The sequence below is a fragment of the Intrasporangium chromatireducens Q5-1 genome, assembly GCF_000576575.1.
Taxonomy (GTDB): domain Bacteria; phylum Actinomycetota; class Actinomycetes; order Actinomycetales; family Dermatophilaceae; genus Intrasporangium_A; species Intrasporangium_A chromatireducens.
Genome location: NZ_AWQS01000023.1, coordinates 1 through 12,125, shown reverse-complemented (window position 1 = coordinate 12,125; position 12,125 = coordinate 1). Strand labels below are relative to the sequence as shown.

General features: G+C 70.3%; 11 protein-coding genes. 6 read left to right on the top strand and 5 right to left on the bottom strand.

Annotation, left to right across the window (positions count from 1 at the left end):
* Positions 1-18: 18 nt before the first annotated feature.
* From N864_RS04920 to N864_RS04900, 5 genes are all read left to right on the top strand, one after another.
* A complete protein-coding gene (locus tag N864_RS04920; protein WP_240474213.1) occupies positions 19-2,490 on the top strand; it encodes a bifunctional hydrogenobyrinic acid a,c-diamide synthase/histidinol phosphate aminotransferase CobBC in 2,472 nt (823 codons plus the stop codon).
* Positions 2,480-3,268 carry a uroporphyrinogen-III C-methyltransferase gene (gene cobA, locus N864_RS04915; RefSeq protein ID WP_051518211.1) on the top strand — a complete coding sequence of 263 codons (789 nt, stop codon included), beginning with the start codon at positions 2,480-2,482 and terminating at the stop codon, positions 3,266-3,268. The genes N864_RS04920 and cobA overlap by 11 nt, the downstream gene beginning before the upstream one ends.
* The gene (gene cbiB, locus N864_RS04910) at positions 3,265-4,218 is read left to right on the top strand and encodes an adenosylcobinamide-phosphate synthase CbiB (RefSeq protein ID WP_034714144.1); all 954 of its coding nucleotides are present in this window, start codon (positions 3,265-3,267) and stop codon (positions 4,216-4,218) included. Before cobA ends, cbiB begins: the two co-directional genes overlap by 4 nt.
* On the top strand, positions 4,215-5,045 hold the full coding sequence (locus N864_RS04905; RefSeq protein ID WP_081793381.1) for a cobalt-precorrin-6A reductase: 831 nt from the start codon (positions 4,215-4,217) through the stop codon (positions 5,043-5,045). The genes cbiB and N864_RS04905 overlap by 4 nt, the downstream gene beginning before the upstream one ends.
* Before the next feature lie 499 nt (positions 5,046-5,544).
* Positions 5,545-5,847 carry a DF family (seleno)protein gene (locus tag N864_RS04900; RefSeq protein ID WP_034714143.1) on the top strand — a complete coding sequence of 101 codons (303 nt, stop codon included), beginning with the start codon at positions 5,545-5,547 and terminating at the stop codon, positions 5,845-5,847.
* 200 nt (positions 5,848-6,047) lie between these two features.
* Here N864_RS04900 and N864_RS04895 read toward each other — a convergent pair whose 3' ends face one another.
* On the bottom strand, positions 6,048-6,539 hold the full coding sequence (locus tag N864_RS04895; protein ID WP_155892814.1) for a hypothetical protein: 492 nt from the start codon (positions 6,537-6,539) through the stop codon (positions 6,048-6,050).
* Positions 6,540-7,099: 560 nt separating this feature from the next.
* Between N864_RS04895 and N864_RS04890 the strand changes: the two genes are divergently transcribed.
* The gene (locus N864_RS04890; protein ID WP_034714140.1) at positions 7,100-7,336 is read left to right on the top strand and encodes a hypothetical protein; all 237 of its coding nucleotides are present in this window, start codon (positions 7,100-7,102) and stop codon (positions 7,334-7,336) included.
* Positions 7,337-7,462: 126 nt separating this feature from the next.
* Here N864_RS04890 and efeB read toward each other — a convergent pair whose 3' ends face one another.
* From efeB to N864_RS04870, 4 genes are all read right to left on the bottom strand, one after another.
* The gene (gene efeB, locus N864_RS04885) at positions 7,463-8,749 is read right to left on the bottom strand and encodes an iron uptake transporter deferrochelatase/peroxidase subunit (protein ID WP_034714138.1); all 1,287 of its coding nucleotides are present in this window, start codon (positions 8,747-8,749) and stop codon (positions 7,463-7,465) included.
* Positions 8,749-9,891 carry an iron uptake system protein EfeO gene (gene efeO / locus N864_RS04880; protein ID WP_240474212.1) on the bottom strand — a complete coding sequence of 381 codons (1,143 nt, stop codon included), beginning with the start codon at positions 9,889-9,891 and terminating at the stop codon, positions 8,749-8,751. Before efeO ends, efeB begins: the two co-directional genes overlap by 1 nt.
* 363 nt (positions 9,892-10,254) lie before the next feature.
* Entirely contained in the window at positions 10,255-10,932 is a 678-nt protein-coding gene (locus N864_RS04875; RefSeq protein ID WP_034714166.1) for a haloacid dehalogenase type II, read from the bottom strand.
* A 10-nt stretch (positions 10,933-10,942) separates the two neighbouring features.
* Positions 10,943-11,497, bottom strand: a complete 555-nt coding sequence (locus N864_RS04870; protein WP_155892813.1) for a CYTH domain-containing protein — start codon at positions 11,495-11,497, stop codon at positions 10,943-10,945.
* Between the last annotated feature and the right edge of the window lie 628 nt (positions 11,498-12,125).

Sequence of the window (12,125 nt, the reverse complement as noted above, 5' to 3'; positions counted from 1 at the left end):
GCGACCACGCTGCCACGGGTGGTCGTCGCAGCCGCCGCCTCCGGGCATGGCAAGACGACGGTGTCGACCGGTCTCATGGCGGCGCTCACCGCTCGTGGACTGCGCGTGGCAGGCGCCAAGGTGGGCCCGGACTACATCGACCCGGGTTACCACTCCCTGGCCACCGGCCGGCCGGGGCGCAACCTCGACCCGTGGCTCTGTGGCGTGGAGCGCATCTCGCCGCTCCTCCTCCACGGCGCCCGGACGCCGGAGCCGGCCGACGTCGCCGTGATCGAGGGCGTCATGGGCCTGTTCGACGGCCGCATCGGGGGCGATGGCTTCGCTTCGACGGCTCACGTCGCGGCGGTGACCCGCAGCCCGGTGCTCCTCGTCCTCGACGTGAGCCACCTGTCCCGGACTGCCGGCGCCCTCGTGTCCGGCCTGGCGCACCACGATCCTGCGATCCGCGTCGGCGGGGTCGTCCTCAACAGGGTCGGCTCCGCCCGGCATGAGGAGGAGGTCCGCCGCGCGGTCGAGGGGACCGGGATCCCGGTGCTGGGCTCGGTGCCGCGCGACGCCGGGATCGAGGCGCCGTCCCGTCACCTCGGGCTGGTGCCGGCTGCGGAGCGGGACGAGGCGGCCGCGATGGTCCGTCGCCTCGGCGAGCACATCGCGGCGCACGTCGACCTCGACGCCGTTCTCGGGCTCGCACACTCTGCCGAGCCTCTTACCGAGCAGCCTTGGGAACCAGCGGACTTCGTCACCCCACCAGACGATGCCCGACGTCCGGTCGTTGCTGTCGCCGGTGGGCGCGCCTTCACGTTCCGCTACGCGGAGACCGAGGAGCTGCTGTGTGCGGCGGGGCTCACGCCCGTGGTCTTCGACCCCTTGACGGCTCCCTCCCTTCCGGAGGGCACCGCAGGGCTCTACCTGGGCGGCGGGTTCCCCGAAGTGCACGCCGTCGAGCTCGCAGCGAACGAGCAGCTGCGTCGGCAGATCCGTGCGGCGATCGAGGCCGGAATGCCGACAGTCGCGGAGTGTGCCGGAATGCTCTACCTCTGCCAGTCCGTGGACGGCCGTCCCATGGTCGGCGCCCTCCCGGCCACCGCCGAGATGGGTCCCCGGCTCAGCCTCGGTTACCGGACCGCGTCGACGGCGGTCCCCTCGGTCCTCGGTCCTGCCGGCACCACGGTCACCGGGCACGAGTTCCACCGCACCCAGATGACGTTCCCGGGCAGCCCCGCCGGGCCATCTGTGCAGTCCGGGTCGCGCCACGTCTCGCAACTCGCGCCGTCCACCGGCGCGCACCGCGTGCCCGGATGGCTGCTCGACGAGCGACCCGACGGGATTGCCCTCGACCCGGCGGGCACCGGTACGGCCACCGTGCATGCGTCCTATCTGCACACGCACTGGGCGGGGCATCCAGGGCTCGCTCAGTCGTTCGCCGATGCAGTGCACGCCCACGCCACTCGGTCGACGCTCGACCTGGCGCACCACGGCGACCAGGACCTCGCGGAGGGACTCGTCGACCTGGCCGTCAACGTGCGGCGCAGCGCACCGCCCACCTGGCTCGCCGACGCCATCGCCGCAACGATATCCAGCCTCGGCGCCTACCCCCAGGACGAAGGGGCCCGAGCGGCCATCGCCGAGCGGCACGGCGTGGGAGTCGAATCGGTACTGCCGACCTCCGGAGGAGCCGAGGCGTTCACCCTCATCGCACGAGCCCTCACGCCTCGTGAACCGCTCGTGGTCCACCCCCAGTTCACCGAGCCCGAGGCGGCCCTGCGCGCAGCCGGCCATCGGCCGGTCCGTCACGTCCTCGATCGGCGCGCCGGATTCCGGCTCGACGCCAGCGCCGTCCCTGGCTCGCCCGACCTCGTCATGCTCGGCAACCCGACGAACCCGACCGGTGTCCTGCACTCCCGAGAATCGCTCGACCGGCTACGCCGCCCGGGACGCATCCTCGTCGTGGACGAGGCCTTCATGGACGCCGTCCCCGGCGAGCCGGAGTCCATGCTCGCGACCGACCTCACCGGCATGCTCGTGCTGCGGTCCCTCACCAAGACGTGGGGCCTCGCCGGGCTGCGGGCCGGCTACGTCGTCGGGGACCCGTCGCTCATCGCCCGCCTCCGGGCGGTGCAACCCCCGTGGTCGGTCTCGACGCCGGCTCTGGCGGCGATGGTCGCCTGCAGCTCGCCGAGTGCCGTCGCAGACGCGGCGGCCGAGGCGGTCGTCATCGACAGCCACCGCGCCAGTCTTGTCGCGGCACTAATCGCTGCCGGCCTGCCCCCCGTACCCGGCTCACGTGCTCCGTTCGTCCTCGTCGACACCAGCGCACTGTCCTCGGTCTCGGTCCGCCAAGCCCTTGCCGCGAGGGGATTCGCCGTGCGACGCGGTGAGACCTTCCCCGGGCTGGGGCCGACCTGGATCCGCCTCGCGGTGCGCACTCCTGACATCTCGGCGGCTCTGGTCGCCGCGCTGAACGGCCTGAGGAGGATCCATGTCGCCTGACCGCATCGAGGAGCCTGCGACGCCTGGCTCGCCGGAGTCGCCGGCCCGGCTCGGACGCGTGACGCTCGTCGGCGGCGGCCCTGGCAACCTCGGACTGCTGACCGTCGCCGGGCTCGAGGCGATCCGGGGTGCCGACGTGGTGCTCCATGATCGCCTCGTTCCGATGGACGCGCTCTCCGAGGCGCCGAGGACCGCACAGATCGTGGACGTGGGCAAGATTCCCCGCGGGGCCGCCACTCCCCAGGAGCAGATCAACGCTCTGCTTGTGGAGCATGCCTTGGCCGGACGCAACGTCGTGCGCCTCAAGGGTGGCGATCCCTTCGTCTTCGGTCGCGGCGGCGAGGAGGCGGAGGCCTGCCGGGCAGCGGGAGTGCCCGTGCGCGTCATACCTGGCGTCTCCTCGAGCATCGCCGCACCGGGCCTCGCCGGCATCCCCGTCACCCACCGCGGGCTGGTGCAGGGCTTCACCGTCGTCAGTGCCCATGTCTCGCCCAGCGACTCTCGCAGCACGCTCGACTGGGATGCGATCGCGCGGAGCGGCACCACGATCGTCATCCTCATGGGGGTCGCGACGATCGACGAGGTGTCGCGGGCGCTGCTCGACGCCGGACTGCCAGGGGACACGCCTGCGGCCGTGGTCGCGGACGCGGGTCTGCCGACGATGCGGACGTTGCGGGCATCCCTCGACGGGATTGCCAAAGTCACCGAGCAGGCTGAGATCGCGCCGCCGGCTGTCGTCGTGGTCGGCGCCGTCGCGGACCTCTCCCTCGAGGCATGAGCCGCGCCGCGGGGCTCGCGCTCGGCTGGCTTGCCGACCAGGTGCTCGGCGACCCTGCGCGATGGCATCCGGTCGCGGGCTTCGGCTCGCTCGCGCGCACGCTGGAGACGAGGATGTATGCCGCTCACCGCGGTCACGGGGTCGCTCACCTCGCGCTGCTCGCCCTCCCGTTGACGGGTGCGGTGGCCGCCCTGGAACGCGCGACTCGGCGCCACGGCATCGGGCACACACTCGTGGTAGCTGCGTCGACCTGGACGGTCCTCGGTGGTCGTTCCCTCTTGCGGGAGGCCGAGGCGGTCGAGGAGCGACTGCGGGCCGCTGACCTTCCCGGCGCACGTGCCCAGGTCGGCCGCATCGTCGGGCGGAGCACGGCCTCCCTCGACGAGGTCGGGGTGGCTCGCGCGTGCCTCGAGTCCCTCGCCGAGAACACCTCCGATGCCGTCGTCGCCCCACTGCTGTGGGGCGCGGTGTTGGGAACGCCCGGTCTCGTCGCCTATCGAGTGGTCAACACCTTGGACGCGATGGTCGGGCACCGGAGCGAGCGTTATCGCGAGTTCGGTTGGGCGGCAGCGCGGCTCGATGACCTGCTGAACTGGGTTCCGGCGCGGGTGGCAGCGCTGCTGGCTGCTGCGGCGGCTCCCTTGGCGGGCGGCACCGGGTCCGCCGCTGAGGCTGTGGCAGCGGTGCGTCGCGATGCCCGGCACCATCCCAGCCCGAACGGCGGCGTCGTCGAGGCGTCGTTCGCGGGTGCTCTCGGCGTCGTGCTGGGTGGCGTGAACGACTACGGCGGCGTCCTGGAGGACCGGGGAACGCTGGGCGCAGGACGGCCCGCCACGCCGGCCGATGTCGAGCCCGGACGGCGGCTTGCCTGGTGGGTTCAGGCCGGCTCGGCCGGTGTCGTCGTCGGCGCGGCCCACGCGCTCTCCGCCCGCCGAAGGGTCATGTCATGACCGTCGACGGGCCAGGCTCCCCGCTTGGACAGGTCGCCTCCGCGCGGTCGGCGGGCCAGGCCCCGGCCCCAGCACGCGTGCTCATTCTCGGCGGCACTGCGGAGGCAAGGGCCCTGGCCGCCGCGCTCGACGCCCTCGGCCTGCGTTTCGTCTCGAGCCTCGCCGGCCGGGTCCAGCGGCCCACCCTCCCGGTCGGCGACGTGCGCGTCGGCGGGTTCGGCGGCGTCGACGGACTGGTCCGGCACGTCACGGCGGACGGCGTGACGCACATCATCGACGCGACGCACCCGTTCGCCGAGCAGATCACCGCGAATGCCCTCGCCGCCTCCGGGCGCACCGGTGTGCCCCTTCTCCGCCTGCAGCGCCCCGGTTGGGAAGCACATCCGCTCGCCAAAGAGTTCATCTGGGCCGACGACCTCGAGGGCGCCAGAAGGGCTGCCGAGTCAGCCGGTCGAAGACCCTTGCTCACCACCGGCCGTCAAGGCCTGCGAACCTTCACGTGCTGGACCGACCGTCCCGTCGTGGCGCGGGTCGTGGACCCACCCGAGATCCCGATCCCCGCCTCGTGGGAGATCATCTGCGCCCGCGGTCCCTTCCCGTATGCCGCTGAACGGGCTCTGATGAAGTCGCGCAGCATCGACGTGGTCCTGACGAAGGATTCCGGTGGCGCCCTCACCGAGCCCAAACTGAGAGCCGCGCGTGACTGCGGCGCGCGGGTCGTCGTCGTTCGGCGACCGCCCCTGCCGGCATGCGTCGACACCGTCCAGTCGGTCGAGAGGGTGCTGGAGTGGCTGCACGCGGAAAAGCGCAGTTCCCCGTCCCTTTAGCACCTAGAGCGCCAACGGCCGCTCCCTGCTTCATCGCGCAGATCACAGCCTCTGCGTTCAGCACCGGGAGGGTTGGAACCTGATCCAGGACGCGGTCGCGGGTCGCGTTGCGAGCTGATCGAGGCCGAGACGGCCAGCGTGATCGGCACCGGAGCGATGTCCATTAGCTGCAAGGGACAAAGAGGGGGAAAGCCTGCGCCTCAACGGATCGGAGGGCCAACACTGAGGCCGGGGACGAGACAGGCCACAGTGGAATGGATGGATGGCGGTCCACGCCGGCACCGCCTGCCGCGTTCGCCAAGCAAATTCGCCACCACTGGTTGTGGCCTTTGGCGCATGGTCATGGACAGCCTGCCTGAACTCATCAGGTCCGGGCGGAGCGAGCGCCGCGGCGGCGGGGGTAACAACATCGTCGAGCAGGAGGTTCCCGCTACTCGATTCACGCTTGTCTCGAACCGCTTCCGTGTGCGCGGGCGGGATGAGCGCGCAGGATGGGCACATGAGGATCCAGTTGCTCTACTTCGAGGGATGCCCGAACTGGCAGCTCGCCGATGCGCGCTTACGGGAGGCCCTGGACACGGTGGCGAGCGCGGCCAAAGTGGAGCGGGTGCTGATCAGCACGCCCGAGGAGGCACAGGCCTGGGCTTTTCGCGGCTCACCTTCGGTGCTGATCGATGGTCGGGACCCCTTCGCGGACGAGCGCGACCCGATCGGCCTCTCGTGCCGGCTGTACCGCACGGCCGTGGCCGTCGAGGGCTCACCAACCGTTGAGCAGCTGGTCAAGGTGCTTTCCCGCGGCTGAGTGCAACCAGCACTACACGGGAGGTGGCGGCCGCCTGACGACGCCACATCCGCAAGGGGCGTAACGCTGAGCGACCTCCGGCTCGGCCGCAATCCCTTTGGGACCTCGGGAGGCCGTTGCCGAGGGCCCTTCGCGCTGGGCTGCCAGCACACTGAAACCCAGGCACGAACCTGAGCGAGCCGTGAGCCGGTTGGAGCGCCTCAAAGGCCCTCGAGTTGCATCTCGAGCCACCCCGGTCGCCCGACGCCGACCGCAGCCAACACCAGACCCATGACCAGCCGGTCGGTTTCGTCTCGGGCCCTGTCCTCGAGGAGATGCGCCCGACCCCCGCGCCCGGACCGGAACCGGGCCACCAGGGAAGCGTCGCGGCGCAACTCAGTGCGCCGACGTGAGAGATGGACAACCTCGTAGCGACGGCCGACCAGCTCGATGAACCCGTCGAAATGGTGCCGTCGGCGCGGCTTGGAACGACCGTTGTCCACGACCGCGCTCCCTATGCCCGGAACCTCCACCTCGTACCTACCCGTCCGGTGAAACCTGGAGGCCTGCGCGATCTGCGCGTCGGAGTTCGGTGAATGGGACCACCGGGCGCGCACCTCGCCGCTGGTGTCGGTCAGGACGACCACTCCCTCGCGGCTAACCTTCGCGGTCCACCCCGGATACACGTGGACTTTGGCTCCATCGGTCCTCATGAGGACAGTCTGCCCACGCAGGCCTGCCAAGCGCCGGGGTCGCCCACTCGGCGTTGCCCAGCATCGCGCCACAGAATCCGCGCCCTGTCGAGCCTGGCTCGGCCATCCCGGCCCAAGTGGACCACCGGCGGGCCGATCAATGTTCTCGAAGATTCACTCGCCACGGCGGCGATTCTGCCGGGGGCTTCGCGCTCATGCTTCGGCGGGCTCCCAACTCAGGCCCGGCGTAACGTGCCCAGCCGCGGCCACTTGGCCCCGCCGGGGAAGTACCTGCCGTTCACCGCCGGTGCCGTCCAGCCGAACACACTAATCGGGCAGCTGTTCGATCCAAAGAACTGTTGCTCTGGTGTTAGCGGCCGCCACAGCGTGCGCCGGTGACCCGCCCTTGGGCGAGGTCGCATAGGTAGTGCCCCTCGCCGATGAGGAGGCAGCTGGCAACGCCCGGCACAGCACAGGCACGATGCTCAAGAAGCATCCAGTTGCGTCTCTGGAACCGGATGAGGTCAGCGGGTAGCGTGAAAGTCGAGACTGGACACGGCCGTCTTGGCGGGAGATCAACCATGAGCGAGCAGGAGACCGGCGAGATCACCGGCACGAAGGACAGGACTTACAACATCATCTGGTTCACCGAGCAGGCCCTGAGCAACGCACTGCGCCTCGAGACCTACATCGGGGACGCCGAGCGTGACGGCGACCAGGAACTTGCCGACTTCTTCCGCAAGGCGCAGCACGAAAGCCAGAAGGGCGCCGAGCAGGGCAAGAAGCTCCTCGCCGCCAGAATCTTGCAGGAGGGCTAGAGCGGCCACGGCTTCCCCGGATCGCCTGCCGCTTGCGTCTGCTGCAAGCCGGTCCACCGGGCGGAAGTTGGCGGCCCTGTGGCCGTCGCGAGTGCACGTCCCGGTTCCCCTTCGTGTCGCAGGGCCTCAGGCGAACAGTGCTCGGCCCCATGGCTGGCCCGGCTCGGTGCCGGGTGGGCAGGCGAAGAGGGCCGAGCCGGTGTGGACGATGTACTCGTTCAGCGCGTCCTTGGCGGCGAGGGCGCGTTGCATCGGGACGAACTGGCGGCGAGGGTCGCGCATGAAGGCGATGAAGAACAGCCCTGCGTCGAGGTGGCCGACCCCGTCGGTGCCGTCGGTGAAGTTGTAGCCCCGCCGCAGGATCCGTATGCCGCCGAGCTGGCTCTCGTGGGCCAGGCGCACGTGCGCGGTGGTCGGGATGAGCGGTTTGCCGTCCGGGCCGGTGCGGTCCAGGTCGAGCCGGTCGAACTCCTTTGTCTCGCCGAGGGGTTCGCCCTCCTGCTTGCCGCGTCCGAAGACTTGTTCCTGCTCGAGGAGGTTGGTCCGGTCCCAGACCTCGATCTGCATGCGGATGCGGCGGGCCACGAGGTAGGAGCCACCCGTCATCCAGGCGCCGGCACCGGCCTCGTCCTGCGGCTGCACCCAGACGTGCTCGGCGAGGGCGTCGGGCTCCTCGGCCTTGACGTTGCTCGTGCCGTCCTTGAACCCGAACAGGTTGCGCGGGGTCGTCTGGCTCGTCGAGGTCGACGAGGTCCGGCCGAACCCGAGCTGCGACCAGCGAACGGAGACGACCCCGAAGCCGAGCCGGACCAGGTTCCGCACGGCATGGACCGCCACCTGCGGGTCGTTGGCGCAGGCCTGGATGCACAGGTCGCCGCCGGACCGGTGGGCCTCGAGCCGGTCACCGCGGAACGCCGGCAACTTTTGCAGCGCAACCGGTTTGCGGTTCGCCAGCCCGAAACGGTCGTCGAAGAGGGACGGGCCGAACCCGATGGTGATCGTCAAGCCCGAGGCGGGCAGCCCGTAGGCCTCGCCGGTGTCCTGCGGCACCTTGTGTGGGCCTCCGCCGACGAGGCCACCGGGGGCCGCCTCGGCACCGAGGATCATCCGCTCCGCCGCGTTGGTCCACCGCTCGAGCATTCGGGCCAGCTCGGCCCGGTCCTTTGAGATGACGTCGAGCGCGACGAAGTGCAGTCGGTCCTGGGCCGGCGTGACGATGCCCGCCTGGTGCTCCCCGTGGAAGGCCACCGGGGCATCGAGCGCCGCGGGAGCCGGCCCCACCCCGGCACCGGCGTCACGACGGGAAGCCGGCCCGGCGGCATACCCTCCGGCCGCGCCGGCGGCGACGCCGAGGACGCCGGCCGACCCGACGAGCAGCTGGCGGCGGGAGACCCCCTCCTCGCGGCTGCTCATCAGCCGGCCACGACGCCGGGGACCTTCGCGACCTCCTCGGCGAGGGCGTCGAGCGCGACGGTGAGCTTCTTGACGTCTGCGTCGGTGAGCCTGGTGTAGCTGACGTAGGCGCCGCCGCTGCGGTGCGAGTCGAGCAGCATGTTCAGCTCGGCGAACTTCGCATCGAGTGCCTGCTGCAGCGCGGCGTCGCGTGGCGTGACGACGGGCCGCAGGGTCTCCAGCGCGGCCTGCGAGCCCTGCAGGTTGCCCTTGAAGTCCCACAGGTCGGTGTGCGAGTAGCGCTCCTCCTCACCGGTGATCTTGCCGGTGGCCACCTCGTCGAGCAGCGCCTTGGCGCCGTTGGCGATGGACAGCGCATCGGGCTCGACGGTCTGGGCCTTGGCCGCGATGTCGCTGACGTCGGCTAGCAGCTGATCGGCGATCTTCGTCGAGTCCGGTTGGAGCCCGGTGACCCACAGGTCCTTCTCGAGGCGGTGGTAACCAGTGAAGGCCATGCCCTCGTCGACCACGTCCTCACGTCCGTCGATGCGGGGGTCGAGGTCGCCGAAGGACTCCGCCACCGGCTCGATCATCTCCCACGGCAGACGCGCCTGCGGGTAGAGCGACTTGGCCCTGGCCACATCGCCGGCCTTGATGGCCACAACGAACTCCGTTGTGCGGGCGACGAGCTCATCGCTCTGGCCGCCGACGAACTCCCGGTAGGCGGCGATGGCTCGGGTCACCTTCTCATCCGCGTTCCCGGTCGAGGTCGCACCGGTCACCGTGAACTCGTGCCGGATCCCGTCGCCGACCATGCCCGGCTTGCACGCGACGGTGAACGTGCCGGGGCTGGCCAGCTCGACCTTGAGGTCCCGGCTTCCACCTGGCTTGATGTTCGCGGCCTCCCCCACGACGCGGTCACCCTCGGCGTAGACGTAGAACTCCGTCACCTTCGACCCCGCGTTCGTCACCCGGTAGGTGACCGTCCCCGCCGGCGCCGTGGCCGCGGACAGCTCACACGTCGCGTCGTCCGTCTTGACGACCACGTCGCCGCTGCTCGGCGCCGCATCGGTGTCGGCGCCGCTGCTACACCCGGCGAGCGCGGCAGCGGTCGTGAGCACCACGAGCAGACGCGGCATACGGCGGACGATCGAGAGGGACATGCTGCTCCTGGCTTAGACGTGTGGCGAGTTCTCGCCCGCGAGGGGAGACGAGGTCTGTGCTCCCGGAAGGGCCGCACGGTTGAACCGTGGAGAACCTAGCGTAGGTAAGCCTTACCTAACAAACACCGAGGCTAGAGCTGAGCTCCCAGCCAGCCCCGAAAGCGGCGTCGCCCCAGTCGTTGCCGACCTCGAATGCCAACGTGGGTCGGGACTGCGCCCAGACCGGCGTCCCGTCGGGCGTCAGCGCCGCTCGATCAGACGCGAGAGACCGCCTGGTTCGGCGGCCGTGCCGGCCCACTCAGTCCCGATTGGGGCGGCCCCGGTCAGTCCGGGTCGGGGCGGCCCTGGTCACTCCGGCCCGGCTTATGATCCTTGCGCGAGAGCGGGCGTCAAGTCCGTCAGAGAGTCAACGGTCAGATCCGGGCGGGCGTAGTAGGACGGGTATGACGCCTGGGTGCGGTTGACCCAGGCGGTCCGCAGCCCCGCCCTGGCCGCCCCGTGGATGTCCCACGGGTGCACCGCGACCAGGAGCATCTCCTGCTCTCGGGTTCCGCACTGCTCCGCCGCGTAGCGATACGCGGCGGGGTGGGGCTTCCAGGCCGGGGCGTCCTCCACCGTGAGGAGCCTCTCGAACTGCCCACGGATCCCGGCCGCACCGAACAGCTGCTCGGCGACCTGGGCGGAACCGTTGCTGAGGGTCACGAGCCGGTACCCCGCGCCGCGCAGGGCCCGGATGCCCTCGACGACGTCGGGGTGCAGCGGCAGATCCGCCACCGCGGACGCCAGCCGTGCCGCAGTGGCTTCCGGGTCTGCGATGCGCTCAGCGCTCAAGAGAGCGGCGAGAACGCCGGTGCCGATCTCGGCGAACCGGGCAGCATCCCCAGCTGCGGCAAGGGCGAAGCCGTCGCGCAACAGCGTCGCGAACCACAGCCGGGCAAGCTCTGGTGGGGCACCGACCTCAGCGAACCGCTCCCCCATCGACGCCATGTCCGAGAGCGTCTCGTTGACGTCGAAGACGAGCACTTCCGGGGATGAGCCCATCACGCTTCCCTCAATGGTGTCCATAAAACAGTGTGCCGCTCCGTCCCCTCGCCTGCCGAGCAGTCGCTACCCCCACCAGCGCCTTGGCGTCACGATCGATGTGCACCTCTTCGCCCCCGCCGAGACGCAGCGCGCGGACGTTGTCGTCTGCGGCCACAGCGAGCACCCCGCCCTCTGCGTCGCGGAGAGGGTACTCACGCCGTTCCGTGCGCACCGTGGCGACCGGCTCGAGGGTCCGGCCCCGAGCGATGGCATGCACGCGCGCGCGAAACACCTCCGGCACCGTTCGCCCCGAACCCAGCGGCTCGCGCAACTCCGTGCGGATGTCCTGACCGGCCGGGATCTTCAGGTGCCACCCCTCGTCGTGGCCGCCCGTGCGGCGGCGCAGGGTCACTCCGTTACGGGCGAGATCGAGACGGGGCGTGGCGAAGTAGACCGCCTCGAGCAGAAAAGTCCCGGGCTGACCGACCGAGTCAACGGCCGACGTGTCGGCGAGATTCGGGAACACGGTGGCCGCGTCGACGTCGTACTTGCGCTCTGTTTCTTCCTGCTGCCGACGGCCCATCTTCAGATCCTCGCGTATGAGCCACCGTGCCGGCATCAGAACGACGGAGCAACAGGCTCACTCCCTCGGGCCCACCCGTCAGAGGATGCGTCAAGAGCACAGTCCTGTGAAGGGTCTGATGTACGCGTCGGGCGACCCCGTGGGTCATTGAAACCGCCGGCGCAGCAGCCATGCCCAGCCGTGGCGGTGGGCTCTACCAACCCGGCCAGACCTTCGGCAGGCATCGGCTCACCCCGTCCATTGCCACCTCGACTCGGCCCGGCCCGAAAGATCTGGCTCCGCGCTTCGGGACTCCTCCGAGCCACCCAGTGAGATGTCGCCCAATCGAGACGGTCGGGCCTTCTGCTCCGATTCCATACCCCACCCCCCGGCGTTGCTGCAGGTCAACGACCCGCGACTGCGGCCGTCACAGCGCGCAGAGTGGCAACTTCCCCACCCATTCCCCACCAACCCAGAACGCGGACACGTTTCCGCAGGTCAGCGACCCGCGCTCGCGGCCTCGGAATCAGTCGCTCGAAACACCCCTCAGGGGTATTAGAGAAGAAGGCCCTGACCAGCGTTTCCGCAGGTCAGGGCCTCTTCGGACCACTCGGTGGCAGGTCAAGTCCGGGTCCGTGGTGTACGACGA